The sequence below is a fragment of the Rhodococcus sp. JS3073 genome, assembly GCF_026810085.1.
Taxonomy (GTDB): domain Bacteria; phylum Actinomycetota; class Actinomycetes; order Mycobacteriales; family Mycobacteriaceae; genus Rhodococcus_F; species Rhodococcus_F wratislaviensis.
The window spans coordinates 6,078,859-6,096,982 of the sequence record NZ_CP113951.1; the positions used below are offsets into that span (position 1 = coordinate 6,078,859).

Genomic DNA, 18,124 nt, shown 5'->3' on the forward strand with positions numbered 1-18,124 from the left:
TTCGCTTCAACCATCCAGAGCGACCGAGAGACCTGGCTCGTTGACGTCGCAGCAACCCTTCCGAATTCTTCGGGTGCGGGTGCTACCGCCGGGATCGATGGAAGGCAGCACATGAACTACCTCGCGCGTCCTGCGTGGCGCAGACGGCACATCGACCTGTGCCGGACCACCTCCTGCCACTGTTGACGGGGTCTCACAGCACGCTCCCGGGGCATTTCGCCCGGTGAGCGCCTGACGCGCGCCCGCATCCCGCGGAAGACGCGCCCTCCTCCCGTCCCGGTTCCAGGTGAAAGGCCGCCTCAGTGATGTCTGTCGTAAGTGGTGAGGGAGCGTGAGCGCCCCCGTCCGGGCGCGTTCGGCCGCGCCCCTCGAGTCAGTGCCCTCCGGCGACGGGGACGCCGCGCTGGAAGTGGCGCGGAGGTGGCATCCGTGGCGGTGGATCGTCAGCGCCGTCGTGCTGGTACTACTCGCCCAGTTCGTCCACGGCCTCGCCACCAACCCGGGGTGGGACTGGGCCACGTTCGCCAAGTACTTCACGGCCGGCTCCGTGCTGCAGGCCCTGTGGATGACGGTGAAGCTGACGCTGTGGGGGACGATCCTCGGATTCGCACTCGGTGTGGTGCTGGCGGTCAGCCGCTTGTCGCACAACCCGGTGCTGCAGGTGATTGCCTGGGTGTACATCTGGGCGTTCCGGTCGATTCCGCTGATCGTGCAGCTCCTGTTCTGGTTCAACATCACGTACCTGTATCAGACTCTGTCGCTGGGTATTCCGTTCGGTCCGGGCTTCTTCACGTTCGAGGTCAACGGCGTCATCAGCGGCTTCACCGCCGCCGTCATCGGTCTGGCCCTGCACCAGGCCGCGTACTCCGCCGAGATCATCCGGTCCGGCATCATCTCGGTGGACCACGGGCAGATCGAGGCGGCGCAGTCGCTGGGCATCCCGCGCCGTCACCAGTTCTTCAAGATCGTTCTGCCCCAGGCGATGCGCGGCATCCTGCCGAACGCCGCGAACGAGGTGATCAGCCTGTTCAAGGGCACCTCGATCGTGTCGACGATGGCGATCGCCGAACTGTTCTATCAGGTTCAGGTGATCTTCGGCCGCAACGGCCGCGTCGTGCCACTGCTGATGGTCGCGACGATCTGGTACATCATCCTGACCACGCTGTTGTCGATCGGCCAGTACTACGTCGAGCGGCACTACGCGCGTGGATCGGCTCGGGCACTGCCGCCGACTCCGTGGCAGAAGCTCACCCGGAAGTTCGCCGAGATCCGTGACGCCGGTGTCTCCGTACCGAGAGGTGCCACGAAATGACAACCGAAGCCCATCCGGCGGAGTACGCGGTGGAAGTTCGCGGAGTCCACAAGTCCTTCGGCGCACTCGAAGTCCTGCAGGGTGTGGACCTGCTGGTCCGCAAGGGCGAGGTGACGGTGATCCTGGGGCCGTCGGGTTCCGGCAAGTCTACACTGCTGCGCACGCTCAACCACCTGGAGAAGGTCGACCGCGGCACCATTCGCATCGACGGCGACCTCATCGGTTACCGGCGCAAAGGCAACAAACTGCACGAACTGCGTGAACGCGAGATCCTGAAGCAGCGTTCCCGGATCGGATTCGTGTTCCAGAATTTCAATCTGTTCCCCCACCTCACGGTGCTGGAGAACGTGATCGAGGCGCCGGTGTCGGCGCAGGGCCGCGACCGGGCCGAGGTCGAGGCCGAGGCGATTGCGCTGCTGGAACGGGTCGGCGTGGGTGAGAAGGCCCACGAGTACCCGCGGCAGCTGTCCGGCGGCCAGCAGCAGCGGGTCGCGATCGCCCGGGCCCTCGCACTGCGCCCGGCGGTGATCCTGTTCGACGAGCCCACGTCGGCCCTCGACCCGGAACTGGTCGGCGAGGTCCTCGCCGTGATCAAGCAACTGGCACGAGACGGCGCGACCCTCGTGATCGTCACCCACGAGGTGGGCTTCGCGCGGGAGGTCGCCGACACGGCGGTCTTCATGGACGCCGGCGTCGTCGTGGAACAGGGCCCGCCCTCGCAGGTCATCGACAACCCGCAGCACGACCGCACCGCAGCATTCCTCTCCCGAGTTCTCTGATTTCCCACACCTCGGTGTGGATCCCCGAAAGGCACACATGTCCACCGCACGGTTCCGTACGAAGATTCTGGCCTCGGCCCTCACCACCGTCGCGCTGCTCGCCGCCGCGTGCGGGGGCGGCGACGTCGAGGACGAGGGATCGGGGCCGACCTCGGCCGCCGGTTACAACCTCACCGCAGACCAGAACCGCATCACCACCGACGAGGTCGAGTCGATCGCCGCGAAGGTTCCCCAGCAGATCCGCGACCGCGGCACGCTCATCGTGACGGGCAGCGCCGGTTCCGCCCCGCCCCTGCGCTTCTACGCCGACGACGACAAGACACTCATCGGCTCGGAGACCGACTTCGCGTACCTGATCGGCGACGTTCTCGGGTTGAAGGTCGATCTCCAGGCCGCGGACTGGGCGCAGAACTTCGTCCGCATCGATTCGGGGGAGGCCGACGCGTTCATTTCCAACGTCACCGTCACCGAGGAGCGGAAGGAGAAGTACGACTTCTCGACGTACCGCCTCGACACGGTCGCGTTCGAGACGAAGAAGGACAGCGGCATCCAGATCAAGGAGCCCAAGGACGTCGCGGGCCTGAAGATCGCGGTCTCCTCCGGCACCAATCAGGAAGCGCTGCTGGTGAAGTGGAGTGAGCAGAACGTCGCGGCGGGGCTCGAACCCACCGACATCACCTACTACCAGAACGTCACCGACTACTACCTGCCACTCGCGTCGGGCCGGATCGACGCCTACTTCGGGCCCAACCCGTCCTCGTCGTTCCACGTGGCGCAGGCGGGGGAGAGTGAGATCGCCGGAACGTTCTCGGGGGCGGGCGACGCCCTCCAGGGTGAGATCGCCGTGCTCACCAAGAAGGACAACGGCCTGGTGACCGCCGTCAACGAGGCAATCAACCACATCATCGAGAACGGCACGTACGCACAGGTTCTCGACCGCTGGAACATCGCGAGCGAGGCAGTCGGCACGTCGGTCGTCAACCCGCCCGGACTCCCGAAGACCAGCTGACAGGAGGACCAGTGACCGAGAGGACCGAATCCGTGCAGACCGTGTTCGTCGACCAGGCAGATCCACTCGCCGCGCCGCTGCTCGAAGAATTGGCGATCGAATACAGCACCCGGTACGGGCGCACCCGCGACGAGATCTACGACGATCTCAGCACGTATCCGGCGGAGGAGTTCGCCGCGCCGGGTGGCGCGTTGCTCGTCGTCGTCGAGGGCGGGACATCGGTGGCGGGCGGGGCCTTCCGCCGCTACGACGACACGACGGCCGAACTCAAACGGATCTGGACCTCGTCGGCGCACCGCCGCCGCGGCCTCGGACGAATCGTCCTGCGGGAGCTCGAGGCCGAGATCGTCCGGGCCGGCTATTCCCGCATCTTCCTCACCACGGGCCCGCGGCAGCCCGAGGCGGTGGCCCTGTACCTGGCCGCGGGGTACACGGCGCTGTTCGATCGCTCCCTCCCGCCGCAGGACGTCGGAATCCACGGATTCGAGAAGGTCCTGCACACCCCTAACGCTCTGCCTTCCGCCTGGGCCGCAAAGGAGTACGAGTCCGTATGAAGTTTCTGCTGATGAGCCTGATCACTCACCAACCGGATCCGGTGACCGGGGAGAGGATCAGCACTGCGGCCAGGCTGCAGGAGGTCGTGGAGTCCGCCGTCCTCGCCGAGCAACTGGGGTACGACGGGTTCGCCGTGGGCGAGCGCCACGAGCATCCTTTCCTGTCCTCGTCCCCACCCGTGGTGCTCAGCGCCATCGCGGCGCGCACCGGCACGCTGCAGTTGTGGACCGCGGTGACCACGCTGAGCCTGCTCGACCCGGTCCGCGCGTTCGAGGACTACTCGACGCTGGACAACCTGTCGGGCGGCCGGCTGCAGCTCATCATCGGGAAGGGCAACGGCACCGCGCAAGCGGAGCTGTTCCACGTCACCCCGGACGACCAGTGGGATCGCAACCGCGAAGGCTACGAACTGTTCCGGCAGTTGTGGGAAAGTGAGGACGTCACCTGGGAAGGCGCGTTCCGGCCGTCGCTCGCGCACGCTGTCGCACTGCCGCGCCCGCTGCAGCGACGGATCCGGATCTGGCACGGCAGCGCGACGAGCAAGGAATCGGTGGATCTCGCGGCCCGCTACGGTGATCCGATCTTCTCGGCGAACGTCACGTATCCCATCGACTCGTACGCCGAACTCGTCCGGCACTACCGCGAACGGTGGACGCACTACGGTCACGATCCCGCCGACGCCCTCGTCGGCGCCGGAACCGCCGGGTTCTACGTGACTCCGAACTCGCAGGACGCGCTCGACGTGTGGCGTCCCATTCACGCCGCTCGCCTCGACTTCGCCCGCAGGGCAGGACTTCCGGTCGTGTTCGAGACCGTCGAGGACTTCGTCGAACGCAGTTCCGCACTGATCGGCAGCCCGCAGCAGGTGATCGACAAGGTGCAGCGCTACCACGAGCAGTTCGGCCACGAGGTGATCCACCTGAGCGCCGACCGCGTCGGCACCGACAAGCAGCACCGCGAGAGCCTGGAGCTGTTCCAGGCCGAGGTGGCACCCGCGCTGCGCGAGACCATTCCGAGCCGCCCCCTCGCGGCCCGCACCGAGGAGGAAGACGCATGAGCCTGGTTCTGGGCATCGAACTCGACGGCGAGGGTGCGCATCCCGAAGCCTGGCGCCGAGCCGCGCACACACCCGACCGGTTGCTGACCGGGCGAACGGTGGCGGACCGGGTCGCGGCGGCCGAGAACGCGGGTTTCACGTTCGCCTCCTTCGATGATTCGCTCCTGCCTCCCGGCGCCGGCGGGGGACCCGTCGGCCGGATCGACGCGGTGAACCGCGCGGCGTTCGTCGCCGCGACCACCAGCACGATCGGACTCGTACCGGTCGTCGGCACCACGTATGCCGAGCCGTTTCACACGTCCTCCCAGCTCTCGACGCTCGACTACGCGTCGCGCGGTCGCGGTGGCTGGATCGCAGCACGCGACACCGACCCGCGGGTCGCGAGCGCACTGGGCCGGGCCGAGGTCACCGCACCCGCCGATCTCGCGCAGGAGGAACGGGACGCGATCACCGTGGTCCGGGATCTGTGGGATTCGTGGGAGGACGACGCGGTGATCCGCGACTACGCCACCGGACGTTTCCTCGACCGCGACCGAGTGCACTACCTCGACTTCCAGGGCGAGACGTACTCGGTGAAGGGTCCGGCCATCGTGCCGCGACCACCGCAGGGGCAACTGGTGGTGTTCGGCCGCGCGGGGGACACCGATCCGTCGCTGGTCGACGTGGTGCTGGTGTCCGGACCGACCGTCGAGGACACCGTCGAGGCCGCCGTGCGCGCAAAGGCAGGCGGGGCGGTACTGGTGTTCGCGGAACTGGACGTCGCGCTCGGCGCGTCGCCGCCTGCCCCGCCGAGCGGACGGGTGTCGTTCGCCGGCGATGCCACCGGGCTGGTGGACCTGTTGCGGACCCTGGATGCGCACGTCGACGGCGTGCGCCTGCATCCCGCCGTCGTCGACGAGGACCTTCCGGTGCTGGCCCGGTTCGTGGTTCCGGCGCTTCTCCGTGCCGGCATCGCCCACCGTCCCGTTCCCGGTTCGACCCTGCGCGGCACGCTGGGCCTCGACCGTCCCGTCACCCGATTCCAGGCCGAGCGCCTCGAACACTCCTCTCGCTGAAAGGTTGTGGAGAACATGACCGACAACTCGTACGCCCGACCCGGCGCCCAGGTGCACTTCGGTGTCTTCTTCCAGGGCGTCAACCACACGACGATCTGGTCGGATCCGTCGAGCGGATCGCAGATCGACTTCGAGACGTTCCGGCGGGTGGCACTGACCGCCGAGCGCGGCCTATTCGACGCCTTCTTCCTCGGTGAGGGCCTGCGCCTGCGGGAACAGGAGGGCAAGATTCTCGATCTCGACATCGTGGGCCGCCCGGACGCGATCACCCAGCTCGCGGCGCTCGCCGGCATCACCCGGCACATCGGGTTGGTGGCCACCCAGAACACCACCTACAACGAGCCCGCCGACCTCGCCAGGCGGCTGTCCGGGCTGGACCTGCTGTCCGGTGGCCGTGCCGGCTGGAACGCGGTCACCACGGACAATGCCTGGACCGGTGAGAACTTCCGGCGCGGCGGCTTCCTCGATCACGCGGACAGGTACGAGCGGGCCGGGCAGTTCCTCGACACCGCCCGGGCGATCTGGGATGCGTGGGCCGACGGCGCGGTCGCGACGAGGACCGACGCGCCGTCGTGGGCAACCCCGGACGGGGTGCGGGAGGTGTCCCGGCGCACGTCGCAGTTCGACGTCACGATCACCCCCACGCTGCCGCGCAGCGCCCAGGGACACCCCGTCATCTTCCAGGCCGGTGACTCACCGGCGGGCCGGGACTTCGCGGCCGCGCACACCGACGTGATCTTCTCCCGGCACGGAACGCATTTCGACGCGGCGCTCGCCTTCGCCGAGGACATCAGGGCGAGAGTGCGTCGTGCGGGGCGCCCCGAGGACGACGTCAAGATTCTGCCGGGCACGCAGATAGTGCTCGCGGAGAACGCGTCCGAGGTGGAGGAGAAGGTGCGCTGGGTTCTCGAGGGCCAGTACACCGGGCAGACGGCGTTGTCTCTGGTCGGTCAGGTGTGGGGCCGCGATCTGTCCGATCGCGACCCGGACGGTCCACTGCCCGAATTCGATCCGGTGCCCGCGCCGATCTCCGTCACCCGCGGGGCGGCGCGTGACGGAAAGGATCCGCTCGCCATCGCCAGGGAATGGCGGGCACTGGCGGAGGCGCAGAACCTGTCGCTGCGTCAGGTGGCGATCGCGACCACCCAGCGCTCCGGTTTCGCGGGCACCCCCGGGCAGGTAGCCGACGAACTCACCCGGTGGGTTCGCAGTGGGGCGACGGACGGATTTAACATCTCGCCGTATCTGGTGCCCACCGGACTCGACGAGATCGTCGACCTGCTGGTGCCCGAATTGCAGGAGCGAGGTTCGTACCGAACGGAATACGAAGGCTCCACCCTGCGTGAGCACCTCGGGCTCCGGCCCGCCCTGTCGCGCCGGGAGGTCGAGTCCCGGCAGGCGGTCGGGTAGCGGGGTCCGTGTGGCGCCGCGACCGGCGATCTCTTACACTCGGTAACGACCATCCAGAGCGACCGAGAGACCTGGCTCGTTGACGTCGCAGCAACCCCCCGCCCTGCGGGTGCGGGTGCTACCGCCGGGATCGATGGAGGAACGATGTTGACCGAAGGTTTCGTGAGCGCCTGGGGGCGCCTGCACGTCGATCTCTGCCGGCTGTCCACCTCGATCTGTCACAGCTGACCTGATACCCCGATCCCTCGGGGTTCCGGCTCTTCACACCGCATCCGCGTCGGATCCGGTGTCCCTCACCTTCCTGTGCGCGTGAGCGCTGCCGATACGACGGGCAGCGCGCACGGCACTTCTTCGAGATCACGGAGTTCTCGGTGCCATCAGTGCTTTTGTCCTCGCCCCACCGCGGTGCCCGCATCGCAGCAGGTATCGGCGCCGCCGCCGTGCTGGCCACGGCGCTCACCGCCTGCGGTGGCGGCTCCAGCAGTTCCTCCGCGGATGCGGGCCCCGCACAGCCGGGCGGCACACTCCGCTACGGCCTCTCCCAGGCACCCACGTGCGCCGACCCCGCGCAGTCGGGCACGAATCAGACGATCTACGTGGCTCGTCAGGTGGTGGACTCGCTCACCGACCAGGACCCGGAGACGGGCGAACTGAAGCCGTGGCTCGCCGAGAGCTGGGAAACCGACGCCGACGCATCCTCCTTCACGTTCCACCTGAAGGAGGGGGTGACGTTCAGTGACGGAACGCCTTTCACCGCGGAGTCGGTGAAGAAGAATCTCGACGCCATCGTGAACACCCTCTCCGGCGCCAAGGCCCCGCTCGGTGCCAGCTACCTCGCCGGGTACACCGGAACCACCGTGATCGACCCGCTGACCGCGCAGGTCGACTTCGCCGCACCCAACGCGCAGTTCCTGCAGGCGTCGTCCACCCCGCAGCTGGGCATCCTGTCCGATGCGTCCGTCGCGAAGTCCGCCGAAGAGCGGTGCACCGGCAACATCTCGGGCACCGGACCGTTCACGTACGCCGACTACCAGCAGGACAAGTCGGTGACCCTCGCCAAGCGCGCCGGATACAACTGGGGTTCGGACGTGTTCGGCCACGACGGCGAGGCCTACCTCGACACCATCGAGTTCAGTGTCGTGCCCGAATCCGGTGTCCGCACGGGCAGCCTGTCCTCGGGACAGCTGGATGCGATCAGTGACGCGTTGCCGCAGGATGCCCCGCAGATCGAAGGCGCAGGCGGGCAGGTGCTCACCACGTCGAACCCCGGGACGCCGTTCGGTTTCCAGCCCAACGTGACTCGCGGACCGCTCGTCGATCCGGTCGTGCGCAGTGCGCTGGTCCCGGCGATCAACCGGCAGGAACTGGTCGACACCGTGCTCGGGCCCAACTTCAAGCCCGCCACCAGCACGCTGGCCAGCCGCACCCCCGGCTACGTGGCGCTGCCGGACGTGACATTCGACCCGGAGAAGGCGAAGTCGATCCTCGACCAGGCGGGCTGGGTTCCCGGTGCCGACGGCATCCGGGAGAAGGGCGGTCAGAAGCTGAGCTTCCCCGTTCTGTTCAGCTCCGTGTTCGCCGGCAACCAGGCCATCCTCGAACTGGTGCAGCAGCAGCTCAAAGAGGTGGGAGTAGATCTGCAGCTGAATCTCGTGTCCACCCCGGAGGCCACCGCTCGCCAGAATGCCAAGGACTTCGACGCCACCTATTACAACAGCACCCGCGCCGACGGTGACATCCTCCGCACCCAGTTCGGGCTCGAGGGCCGCAACCTGAACAACCGCGGACCGATTCCCGCGCTCGACGACGTGCTCGCGAAGCAGCTCGCCACCACCGACACCACCGAGCGGAGCGCGCTCGTCGCCGACGCCCAGCAGCAGGTGCTCGACAACGGCCTGTGGATCCCCACGGTGGAGTTGTCGCAGGCGATCGGCGCCGGCCCGAACGTGCAGGACCTGAAGTTCGAGGCCTCGGCCCGGCTCCAGTTCTTCGACACCTGGATCAGCGGACGCTGAGCCATGATTCGCTACCTCGGACTACGCGTGCTGCAGGCGATCGCCGTCCTGTGGGCGACGTTCACCGTGTCGTTCGCCGTGCTGTTCCTGCTGCCGTCCGACCCGGTGAGCATCGCCGTCGACTCGGCGACCGCCGGAACGACGGTCGACGCGGCCGCCGTCGCGGAGCTGCAGGCGCGGTACGGCCTCGACCAGCCGGTGTGGGTGCAGTACTGGAATTCGCTGAGCCACGCCGTCCGCGGTGACTTCGGGTACTCGATCGCCACCGGGCAATCGGTGACCGAGGCGATCGGGAACGCGGTCCCCAGCACGCTCGCGCTGGCGTCCGCGGCGCTGCTCCTCGCGGTCGTGTTCGGGGCAGCGGTCGCGTTCCTCGCCACCTACACCAGGGTCCACTGGGTGCGGAATCTGCTGTTCTCGCTGCCTCCGCTCGGTGTCGCGGTGCCGACGTTCTGGGTGGGACTGATTCTGCTGCAGCTGTTCTCGTTCCGGCTGAAGGCCTTTCCGGCGTTCGGCGACCAGGGGATCGCGACGCTGGTGCTCCCCGCGGTGACGCTCGCGCTGCCGACCGGCGCGGTGATCGCCCAGGTGCTGGCGGCGAGTCTGCAGACCACGTGGCGGCAGCCGTTCATCGAAGCCGCACGGGCGAAGGGCGCGTCCCGCTGGCAGATCCAGACGCGGCACGCGCTGCGCCTGTCGAGCATTCCCGCGTTCACCATCGCCGGTGTGCTCGTGGGGAATCTGCTGGCCGGATCGGTCGTCGTCGAGACGGTGTTCTCGCGCGCCGGAGTCGGGCGGCTCACCCAGACGTCCGTGATGGCGCAGGACATTCCGGTAGTCCAGGGAATCGTGGTGCTGAGCTCCGTCGTCTACGTACTCGTCAATCTCGCCGTCGATCTGCTCTACCCGCTGATCGATCCCCGGATCGTCGAGGGCAGGCGCAGTTCGGACCGCAGCGGCGGCGCGGATGTGGAGGAGAAGGTTCATGTCTGACATCCTCACCAGGGAACTGATCGACGAGGCCGAGGGTTTCGGCACTCCGCCGGTCGAACCGCCGCCCGTGATCGCGTCCGAGTCGGACAGCCGCGGACGCCGCGTGGTGACGTGGTTGCGTCGCAATCTCGTGCTCGTGGGCTCGGCCGCCGTGCTCCTCGTCGCGGTCGGATTCGCGGTGGCGCCGTCGGTGTTCGCGAGCGGCGACCCGCTGGTCGGAGTGCCCGCCCAGAAACTGCAGGCGCCGAGCGCCGCGCACTGGTTCGGCACCGACAACATCGGCCGCGACGTGTATACCCGCGTGGTCCACGGCGCCGGATTGTCGCTGACCGCAACGTTGTTGGCCGTGGGCATCGCACTGGTCGTCGGCTCGCTGATCGGCCTGCTGTCCGGTGCCGTCGGAGGTGCGCTGGACGCCTTCCTGATGCGCGTCGTCGACGTCCTCCTGTCGATCCCCGCCCTGCTGCTCTCGCTCGCTCTGGTGACCGCGCTGGGATTCGGCACGGTCAACGTGGCCATCGCGGTAGGCGTGTCGCTGATCGCGAACTTCGCCCGCGTGATGCGTTCGGAGGTGCTGCGCGTGCGCCGGTCGCTGTACGTCGAGGCGGCGTTCGCGTCGGGTGTCCGCTGGCACACGGTGCTGCGCCGCCACGTTCTGCGGAATTCGTACGCGCCCGTCGTGGCACTCGCCGCCGTCGAGTTCGGGATGGCGGTCCTCGCGGTGTCGTCGCTGAGCTTCCTCGGGTTCGGCGCGGTGCCGCCCACCCCGGAATGGGGCTCGCTGATCTCCGAGGGCCGGAACTACCTCGCCACCGCGTGGTGGATGACCACCCTGCCCGGACTGGTGATCGTGGCCGTCGTGCTGTCGGCGCACCGACTCGGACATGCACTCGAACAGAGGGAAGTGCGATGAGTTCGACTACTACTGCTGCGGCAGGCACCACGGCGCCGCTCCTCCAGGTCTCCGGACTGCGGGTGGCGTACGGGAGCGTGAGCGATCCCGTCGTGGCCGTGAAGGGCGTCGACCTCACGGTCTCGCGCGGCGAAGTGGTGGCCGTGGTCGGCGAGTCCGGCTCCGGAAAATCCACCACCGCGCACGCCATCCTCGGACTGCTCAGCGGATCCGGGCGGGCCGTCGCCGGCACCGTCACATTCGACGGTGGGCGTCTCGACACCAAGTCGGAGCGCGCACTCGGACGGGTCCGCGGCGCCCGGATCGGCCTGGTTCCCCAGGACCCGACGACGTCGCTCAACCCCGTCCTGCGGGTCGGCGCCCAGGTGGCCGAGGTGCTCCGGATCCACGGTCTCGCCGACCGGCGGACGGCCGCCGTCGAGGCGGTGCGCATTCTCTCCGAAGCCGGGATCGACAAGCCCGAGGTGCGGGCGAGACAGTACCCGCAGGACCTCTCGGGCGGGCAACGGCAGCGCGTCCTGATCGGGATCGCGCTGGCGTGCAGCCCCGAACTCGTGATCGCGGACGAGCCGACCAGCGCACTCGACGTCACGGTGCAGCGCCGGATTCTCGATCACCTCGACGCGCGGATCGCCGAATCCGGCACCGCGGTCCTGCTGATCACGCACGATCTGGGTGTCGCAGCCGACCGCGCCGACCGGATCGTGGTGATGAGCCAGGGTGAGGTGGTGGAAACGGGCCCCACCCGCGAGATCCTCGAGAACCCCCAGCACGAGTACACCCGCACCCTGCTGGGCGCGGCGCCGAGTCTCTCGGTGGGACGGGGGCCCAGCCGCGCCGCGGAGGCGGCCGGAGCCGAACCCGATGTCCTGCTGCGGGTGTCCGGGGTGTCCAAGACGTTCCGGATCGATCGGCGCACGGCCATCGACGCCGTCCAGGACGTGTCGTTCGAGGTCCCGCGCGGGCGCACCCTGTCGCTGGTGGGGGAGTCGGGGTCCGGCAAGTCCACGGTGGCCCGGATCGCGATCCGGTTGGAGTCTCCCACCGGAGGCCGCGTCGAGTTCGACGGCCGGGACATCACCACCCTGCGCGGCGGCGCGCTGCGCGCCCTGCGCCGCCGAGTGCAGATCGTGTACCAGAACCCCTATGCTTCCCTCGATCCGAAGCTGGCCGTTGCGGATATCGTGGCGGAACCGCTCGGTGCGTTCGGTGTCGGCACCCGGGCGGAACGGGAGGCGCGAGTCGCCGAACTGCTCGAGCAGGTCGCGTTGCCGCGCACCTACCTCGAACGCCGACCGGCCGAGTTGTCCGGCGGCCAACGGCAGCGGGTCGCCATCGCCCGCGCGCTCGCGCTGCACCCCGAACTCGTCGTGCTCGACGAACCGGTGTCGGCGCTGGACGTCTCGGTGCAGTCGCAGATCCTCGGGCTGCTCGAGAGCCTGCAACGGGACCTCGGGCTCAGCTACCTCTTCATCTCACACGACCTCGCCGTGGTCCGGCAGATCAGCGACACGGTCGCGGTGATGCGGTCCGGCCGCATCGTCGAATCGGGCGCCGCGGCAGAAATATTCGACAATCCCCGCCACGACTACACCCGGCAGTTGCTCGACGCCATCCCGGGACGGTCCGTCGTGCGTTCACGTTCTGCACAGCTGGAGGAATCGATTCATGCCTGAGCCACACGACCCGCTCGTCGCCGTCGATCTGTACGGCACGGGGATCCATCCGCAGTCCTGGCGTCGTCAGGACTCGCGCGCCGAGGACCTCTTCACCGCCGGCTACTGGACCGGCCTGCTCGGGCAGGCCGACTCCGCCGGAGTGGACCTCGCGTTCGTCGGCGATACCTTCGCGATCGCCACGACGGGACACGCCGATCAGCGTGGACAACTGGACGCCGTGGCGATCGCCGCACGGGCCGTCGCGTCCACCGAGCGGATCGGTCTGGTTCCGACGGTGACCGTCACCCACACCGAACCGTTCCACGTGTCCAAGGCCATCGCGAGCCTCGACCACGCGTCGCTCGGCCGCGCCGGATGGCAGGTGGACGTGTCGGCCGGTCAGGCGCAGGCGAATCTGTTCGGGCGCAGGGACGCACAGGATGTCGAGAGCCTGTGGGCGGAGGCGGCCGACGCGATCGAGGTCGTCAGCCTGCTGTGGGACAGCTGGGAGGACGACGCCGAGATCCGCGACGTGCGCACCGGCCGCTTCATCGACCGGGACAAGCTGCACTACATCGATTTCGAGGGCACGCACTTCTCCGTGAAGGGTCCCTCGATCACGCCGCGATCGCCGCAGGGGCAGTCGCTGATCGTGATCGGTGCGCGGGACGAGCACTCCACCCGGGTCGCCGCGGCGCGCGCCGACGTGATCCGCATCGGCGCGCCCACCGTGGACGCAGCACGTGACGCCGCGGACCGGGTGCGACGTGCCGCCGCCGAGGCGGGCCGGGACTCCGCCTCGCTGCGGATCCTGCTGGACGTCGAGGTGGTGATCGCCGAGACCGCCGACGCGGCGGAACGCGACCTCGCCCAGCTCGAGAACTGGTCCGGCAGCCGATACGAGCCGGCGTCGATTCTCCACCGCGGCGACGCGCCGGGACTCTCCCGCCTGATCACCGACGTGGTGGGCGCCGGGGGCGTCGACGGCGTGACCCTCCGGCCGCTGGCGCTGACGTCCGGCCTGAACGAGATCACCGAGCGCGTCCTGCCGCTGCTGCGCCCGGGCGACCGAGCGCCCGACAGCGGAGTGCTCCGGGAGCGGCTCGGCTTCACCCGTCCCGTCAATCACTTCGCCGGGCAGGACTGACATCATGAGCAACCAGCGCAAGCAGATTCATCTCGCCGCGCACTTTCCCGGCGTCAACAACACCACCGTGTGGAGCGACCCCGAGTCGAAGAGTCAGATCGACTTCGACTCGTTCGTGCACCTCGCGGAGACCGCCGAACGCGGGTTGTTCGACTTCTTCTTCCTCGCCGAGGGCCTGCGCCTGCGTGAGCACCGAGGACAGATCCACGACCTCGACGTGGTGGGCCGGCCCGACACGTTGACGGTGCTCGGCGCGCTCGCCGGAGTCACCGCACATCTGGGCCTGGCGGGGACGATCAACACCACGTTCAACGAACCGTACGAGCTGGCACGGCAATTCGCCTCGCTCGACCACCTGTCCGACGGCCGCGCCGCGTGGAACATGGTGACGTCCTCGGACGCGTTCACGGGGGAGAATTTCCGGCGCGGGGGATACCTCGACAAGGCCGACCGGTACGTCCGCGCAGGCGAACTGATCGAGGGCGCCCGCAAGTTCTGGGACAGCTGGGATCAGGATGCGCTGCAGATCGACCGCGCCCGGGGAGTGTTCGCCGCGGACAACGCGATTCGCGACGTCACCCACTCCGGCTCCCAGTTCGACATCCGGGGACGGTTCACGATTCCCCGGAGCCCGCAGGGGCATCCGGTGCTGCTGCAGGCCGGTGACTCCGATGAGGGCCGCGAATTCGGCGCCGCCCAAGCGGATGCGATCTTCACCATTCACGGATCGCTCGAGGACGGTCAGAAGTTCTATACGGACGTCAAGGGCAGGCTGGCGAAGTACGGGCGCGGCCACGGCGACCTCAAGGTGCTGCCCGCGGCGACCTTCGTGCTGGGCGACTCCGCGGCGGACGCGGCCGAGCGCGCCGATCACATCCGGCACCAGCAGGTGGGCCCACAGACGGCGATCGCGTTTCTCGAACAGGTGTGGGGCCGTGACCTTTCCGCGTACGACCCGGACGGTCCGCTACCGGACGTCGAACCGGCCGACGACACGAACATCACCCGCGGCCGGGTCCGGCACGCGAAGGACCCACGCGAGATCGCCGCCGCGTGGCGGGCGAAGGCGGAAGCCGAGAAGCTCAGCATCCGTGAACTGATCATCGCGGTCACCACCCGCCAGCAGTTCGTCGGCACCGCCGCGCAGGTGGCCGAGGAGATCGACCGCTACGTGCAGGCGGACGCGTGCGACGGCTTCATCCTGGTACCGCACCTCACTCCGGCCGGGCTCGACGAGTTCGTCGAGACGGTGGTCCCGGAGTTGCAGAACCGCGGCAGTTTCCGCTCCGAGTACTCGGGGACGACCCTGCGCAGCCATCTCGGACTGCGCCATCCGCATCACCAGACAGAAGGAGTTCGGGCATCATGACCGCAGTCACCGCAGGCGCGACATTCGAGCAGGGCTGGCAGGACTGGCATTCGGCGCGGGAGGAGTCGTTCCGCGACCCGCTGGGATGGCTGAGTCTCACGGCCCTGCACTGGCTCGTCGAGACGGACACGACGTTCCCCGACCTGCCCGGGAAGTGGCGGGCCGATGCGGACGGGGTGGTGATCACGGCCACCGCCGACGCGGGTCTCGAGGTCGACGGCGAAGCGGTCGACGGCACGGAGACCCTCGCACCTCTGGAGGGTGCACCCGGTCTGCTCGTCCGGCACGGGAGCCGCAACATCGAGGTGATCCGCAGAACCGGTGACGTCGCCCTGCGGATCCACGACCCCGAGGCAGGCACCCTCGCCGCGTTCACCGGAATCCCGACGTTCCTGCCTGCGCGGCAGTGGGCCGTGCCGGGAACGTTCACCCCGTTCCCGCAGTCTCGCGTCGTGACGACGGGTGCGGTCGTCGAGGGACTCGAGCACCACCACACGGCGCTGGGGACGCTGGCATTCGACTACGACGGCGCCGCACACGAACTCGTCGCGTTCGCCGGCAAGGACGGTGGCCTGCACGTTTTGTTCACCGATGCCACCAGCGGGGTCAGCACGTACCCCGCGGCGCGGTCACTGGCCGTGGTCGCCCCCGCCGCCGACGGCCGGGTGGTCCTCGATTTCAACCGGGCGGCCAACCTGCCGTGCGCATTCACCGACTACGCCACCTGCCCGGTCGCGCCCGCCGAGAACCGGCTGACGCTCGCGGTCGAGGCCGGCGAGAAGAACCCGCGGTAGGCATGGCCGAGAAGCAGGTCGTGCTCGGGGCGGCGGCACCCGCGGGCCGGACGGACTTCGCCGTCCTCGCGCATGCCGCCCGCACCGCGGAGCGGGGGAGATTCGACTTCTTCCTCGCCGACGGCGTCACCGCGGCGAACGCGCTGGCCGGGTTCACCGACGCGGTCGGGCTCGCGGCGACGCTGGACACGACCTCCGCCGAACCGTACGACGTGGCCCGCCGGCTGGCCTCACTCGATCACCTGTCGGGCGGCCGTGCGGCGTGGAACACACCGGCTCCCGGCGACGAGCGGGCCGCGGAGTTCGTCGACACCGCCCGCACGCTGTGGGATTCCTGGGCCGAGGGGGTCGTGACGGTCGACCGCGGCGCGGGACGATTCGTCTCGGACCCCACCGCCGGGGCGTTCTACCACCGGGGCAGGCACTTCGACATCGGGGGACGCTTCACCGTCCCGCGGAGCCCGCAGGCGCAACCGGTGGTGATCGTGTCGGGCGACGGCCCGCAGGCCCGGGATCTCGCCGCCCGGCACGGCGACGTGATCATCGCGCCGCTCGGCACGTTCGAGGCCGGTCGCGCGTTCTACGACGACCTCGCGCGCCGCACGGTCGAAGCCGGCAGGCCCGCCGGTGCGGTGAAGGTTCTCTCCGCCGCGACGTTCGCAGGCACCGCCACGTCCGTCGCGGACCGGATCGTCCGGTGGGTCCGGGAGGACGCAGCGGACGGGTTCGTCCTGCCCTCCCACCTCACCCCGGGCGAACTCGACCTGTTCGTCGACACAGTGGTGCCGTTGCTCCGGGACCGCGGCGTTCTGCGCACCGAATACACCACCGCCACGCTGCGGCAGCACCTCGGACTCGGTGCCCCGCGCAGCCATCGCGCTGTCAATCCCCGCTCTCTCCAGAAGGTGCCCTCATGACCACTCCGTTGTCCGTCCTCGATCTGTCGCCCGTCAGCGAGGGCGCCACCGCCCGCACCGCGCTGCGGAACACCGTCGACCTGGCCCGGCACGCCGAAGCGTGGGGATACAAGCGGTACTGGGTTGCCGAACACCACTTCGTGGGCGTCGCCAGTTCGTCGCCGGCCGTGCTCGTCGGGATCCTGGCCGCGGCGACCAGCACGCTCCGGGTCGGCGCCGCCGCGGTGCAGTTGGGCCACACCACCGCAGCGGCCGTGGTCGAGGCGTTCGGCACCGTCGACGCGCTGTATCCGGGTCGCCTGGACCTCGGGCTCGGGAGGTCGGGTCAGCGGCGGGCCGAGGCGCTGAAAGCCGTTGCGGAGCGCAACAACCAGCCGGCCCCGCCCCGCCGGGAGACGGAGATCCGCGACGGCGTCGTGATCCCGGCACCGTTCGATCCGTCCGGGCTCCTGCTGTCTCCGCGGCTCTCGGCGGCCCAGTCGGTACTCCAGCAACCGGGCGCGCTGTCGCCCGCATTCGACCAGCAGGTCGACGACATCCTGGCACTGCTCGGCGGCACGTACCGCACCCCGGACGGGATCGAGCTCCACGCCAGCCCCGGCGAAGGCGCCGACGTCGAGGTGTGGGTATTCGGCAGCAGCGCGGGGCCCAGCGCCGAACTGGCCGGCCGGCTGGGGTTGCCCTTCGGGGCGAACTACCACGTGAGCCCGTCGACGACCCTCGAGGCGGTCGAGGCCTACCGCGCCGCGTTCCGCCCGTCGTCGAACCTGCAGAAGCCGTACGTCGTCGTCTCCGCCGACGCGGTCGTGGCGGAGGACGACGCGACCGCGAAGGAACTGGCGTCGACGTTCGCACACTGGACGCACAGCATCCGCAGCGGGCACGGTGCGATCCCGTATCCCGACCCGGCGCACACGGCACCGATCGGCGAGACGGAACGCGCGGCGGTCGAGGACCGGCTGATCACCCAGTTCGTGGGGGCACCAGCCACCGTCGCGGACCGACTCGACAGTCTGCGAAGGCTCACCGACGCCGACGAACTGGTGATCACCAGCGTCACCCACGATCACGGCGACCGGTTGCGCTCCTACGAGCTGCTCGCGGCGGAGTGGGGACTGCCGGGTCTGCTGGCCGCCTGAGA

Annotated in this window: 18 protein-coding genes and 2 riboswitches; all 18 genes read left to right on the forward strand. The window is 69.1% G+C overall.

Translation table 11 applies throughout. From position 1 onward, the window contains the following. Positions 1 to 7: 7 nt before the first annotated feature. Positions 8 to 104: riboswitch (SAM riboswitch) on the forward strand. Positions 105 to 111: 7 nt separating this feature from the next. After that, positions 112 to 186, forward strand: coding sequence for a putative leader peptide (locus tag OYT95_RS44725; protein ID WP_368681154.1), 75 nt, complete (start codon positions 112 to 114; stop codon positions 184 to 186). Between the two features lie 145 nt (positions 187 to 331). Next, positions 332 to 1,312, forward strand: coding sequence for an amino acid ABC transporter permease (locus tag OYT95_RS27530; RefSeq protein WP_442972524.1), 981 nt, complete (start codon positions 332 to 334; stop codon positions 1,310 to 1,312). After that, on the forward strand, positions 1,309 to 2,091 hold the full coding sequence (locus OYT95_RS27535) for an amino acid ABC transporter ATP-binding protein (RefSeq protein ID WP_112300936.1): 783 nt from the start codon (positions 1,309 to 1,311) through the stop codon (positions 2,089 to 2,091). The genes OYT95_RS27530 and OYT95_RS27535 overlap by 4 nt, the downstream gene beginning before the upstream one ends. Positions 2,092 to 2,128: 37 nt before the next feature. Beyond that, positions 2,129 to 3,100 (forward strand): ABC transporter substrate-binding protein, encoded by a 972-nt coding sequence (locus OYT95_RS27540; RefSeq protein ID WP_037230740.1) that lies wholly within the window; start codon positions 2,129 to 2,131, stop codon positions 3,098 to 3,100. An 11-nt stretch (positions 3,101 to 3,111) separates the two neighbouring features. Continuing rightward, positions 3,112 to 3,654, forward strand: coding sequence for a GNAT family N-acetyltransferase (locus OYT95_RS27545; protein ID WP_112300935.1), 543 nt, complete (start codon positions 3,112 to 3,114; stop codon positions 3,652 to 3,654). After that, positions 3,651 to 4,712, forward strand: a complete 1,062-nt coding sequence (locus tag OYT95_RS27550) for an LLM class flavin-dependent oxidoreductase (RefSeq protein ID WP_037230738.1) — start codon at positions 3,651 to 3,653, stop codon at positions 4,710 to 4,712. The genes OYT95_RS27545 and OYT95_RS27550 overlap by 4 nt, the downstream gene beginning before the upstream one ends. Continuing rightward, the gene (locus OYT95_RS27555; RefSeq protein ID WP_037230737.1) at positions 4,709 to 5,767 is read left to right on the forward strand and encodes an LLM class flavin-dependent oxidoreductase; all 1,059 of its coding nucleotides are present in this window, start codon (positions 4,709 to 4,711) and stop codon (positions 5,765 to 5,767) included. The genes OYT95_RS27550 and OYT95_RS27555 overlap by 4 nt, the downstream gene beginning before the upstream one ends. 15 nt (positions 5,768 to 5,782) lie before the next feature. Then, positions 5,783 to 7,177, forward strand: coding sequence for an NtaA/DmoA family FMN-dependent monooxygenase (locus OYT95_RS27560; protein ID WP_128642364.1), 1,395 nt, complete (start codon positions 5,783 to 5,785; stop codon positions 7,175 to 7,177). A gap of 46 nt (positions 7,178 to 7,223) precedes the next feature. Beyond that, a riboswitch (SAM riboswitch) is annotated at positions 7,224 to 7,317 on the forward strand. 4 nt (positions 7,318 to 7,321) lie between these two features. Next, entirely contained in the window at positions 7,322 to 7,405 is an 84-nt protein-coding gene (locus OYT95_RS44490) for a putative leader peptide (RefSeq protein ID WP_310794466.1), read from the forward strand. Between the two features lie 152 nt (positions 7,406 to 7,557). Continuing rightward, positions 7,558 to 9,192: an ABC transporter substrate-binding protein gene (locus tag OYT95_RS27565; RefSeq protein WP_268792285.1), complete on the forward strand. Its 1,635-nt coding sequence runs from the start codon at positions 7,558 to 7,560 to the stop codon at positions 9,190 to 9,192. Between the two features lie 3 nt (positions 9,193 to 9,195). Further along, positions 9,196 to 10,185 (forward strand): ABC transporter permease, encoded by a 990-nt coding sequence (locus tag OYT95_RS27570; RefSeq protein ID WP_037230735.1) that lies wholly within the window; start codon positions 9,196 to 9,198, stop codon positions 10,183 to 10,185. Then, positions 10,178 to 11,098 carry an ABC transporter permease gene (locus OYT95_RS27575; RefSeq protein ID WP_268789647.1) on the forward strand — a complete coding sequence of 307 codons (921 nt, stop codon included), beginning with the start codon at positions 10,178 to 10,180 and terminating at the stop codon, positions 11,096 to 11,098. Before OYT95_RS27570 ends, OYT95_RS27575 begins: the two co-directional genes overlap by 8 nt. Beyond that, positions 11,095 to 12,774: a dipeptide ABC transporter ATP-binding protein gene (locus tag OYT95_RS27580; RefSeq protein ID WP_268789648.1), complete on the forward strand. Its 1,680-nt coding sequence runs from the start codon at positions 11,095 to 11,097 to the stop codon at positions 12,772 to 12,774. Before OYT95_RS27575 ends, OYT95_RS27580 begins: the two co-directional genes overlap by 4 nt. Continuing rightward, positions 12,767 to 13,903: an LLM class flavin-dependent oxidoreductase gene (locus OYT95_RS27585; protein ID WP_268789649.1), complete on the forward strand. Its 1,137-nt coding sequence runs from the start codon at positions 12,767 to 12,769 to the stop codon at positions 13,901 to 13,903. The genes OYT95_RS27580 and OYT95_RS27585 overlap by 8 nt, the downstream gene beginning before the upstream one ends. 4 nt (positions 13,904 to 13,907) lie before the next feature. Further along, positions 13,908 to 15,272, forward strand: coding sequence for an NtaA/DmoA family FMN-dependent monooxygenase (locus tag OYT95_RS27590; RefSeq protein WP_268789650.1), 1,365 nt, complete (start codon positions 13,908 to 13,910; stop codon positions 15,270 to 15,272). Next, a complete protein-coding gene (locus OYT95_RS27595) occupies positions 15,269 to 16,066 on the forward strand; it encodes a DUF1684 domain-containing protein (protein WP_268789651.1) in 798 nt (265 codons plus the stop codon). Before OYT95_RS27590 ends, OYT95_RS27595 begins: the two co-directional genes overlap by 4 nt. Before the next feature lie 2 nt (positions 16,067 to 16,068). Then, positions 16,069 to 16,983: an LLM class flavin-dependent oxidoreductase gene (locus OYT95_RS27600; RefSeq protein WP_268789652.1), complete on the forward strand. Its 915-nt coding sequence runs from the start codon at positions 16,069 to 16,071 to the stop codon at positions 16,981 to 16,983. Beyond that, entirely contained in the window at positions 16,980 to 18,122 is a 1,143-nt protein-coding gene (locus OYT95_RS27605; protein ID WP_037230728.1) for an LLM class flavin-dependent oxidoreductase, read from the forward strand. Before OYT95_RS27600 ends, OYT95_RS27605 begins: the two co-directional genes overlap by 4 nt. Positions 18,123 to 18,124 lie beyond the last annotated feature (2 nt).

Bases quoted from the DNA above. Each gene is read 5' to 3' on its own strand.
- OYT95_RS27560 (WP_128642364.1), top strand. From the start codon at position 5,783: ATGACCGACAACTCGTACGCCCGACCCGGCGCCCAGGTGCACTTCGGT.
- OYT95_RS27535 (WP_112300936.1), top strand. From the start codon at position 1,309: ATGACAACCGAAGCCCATCCGGCGGAGTACGCGGTGGAAGTTCGCGGA.
- OYT95_RS27590 (WP_268789650.1), top strand. From the start codon at position 13,908: ATGAGCAACCAGCGCAAGCAGATTCATCTCGCCGCGCACTTTCCCGGC.
- OYT95_RS27595 (WP_268789651.1), top strand. From the start codon at position 15,269: ATGACCGCAGTCACCGCAGGCGCGACATTCGAGCAGGGCTGGCAGGAC.
- OYT95_RS27550 (WP_037230738.1), top strand. From the start codon at position 3,651: ATGAAGTTTCTGCTGATGAGCCTGATCACTCACCAACCGGATCCGGTG.
- OYT95_RS27605 (WP_037230728.1), top strand. From the start codon at position 16,980: ATGACCACTCCGTTGTCCGTCCTCGATCTGTCGCCCGTCAGCGAGGGC.
- OYT95_RS27600 (WP_268789652.1), top strand. From the start codon at position 16,069: ATGGCCGAGAAGCAGGTCGTGCTCGGGGCGGCGGCACCCGCGGGCCGG.
- OYT95_RS27540 (WP_037230740.1), top strand. From the start codon at position 2,129: ATGTCCACCGCACGGTTCCGTACGAAGATTCTGGCCTCGGCCCTCACC.
- OYT95_RS27555 (WP_037230737.1), top strand. From the start codon at position 4,709: ATGAGCCTGGTTCTGGGCATCGAACTCGACGGCGAGGGTGCGCATCCC.
- OYT95_RS27585 (WP_268789649.1), top strand. From the start codon at position 12,767: ATGCCTGAGCCACACGACCCGCTCGTCGCCGTCGATCTGTACGGCACG.
- OYT95_RS44490 (WP_310794466.1), top strand. From the start codon at position 7,322: ATGTTGACCGAAGGTTTCGTGAGCGCCTGGGGGCGCCTGCACGTCGAT.
- OYT95_RS27575 (WP_268789647.1), top strand. From the start codon at position 10,178: ATGTCTGACATCCTCACCAGGGAACTGATCGACGAGGCCGAGGGTTTC.
- OYT95_RS27580 (WP_268789648.1), top strand. From the start codon at position 11,095: ATGAGTTCGACTACTACTGCTGCGGCAGGCACCACGGCGCCGCTCCTC.
- OYT95_RS27570 (WP_037230735.1), top strand. From the start codon at position 9,196: ATGATTCGCTACCTCGGACTACGCGTGCTGCAGGCGATCGCCGTCCTG.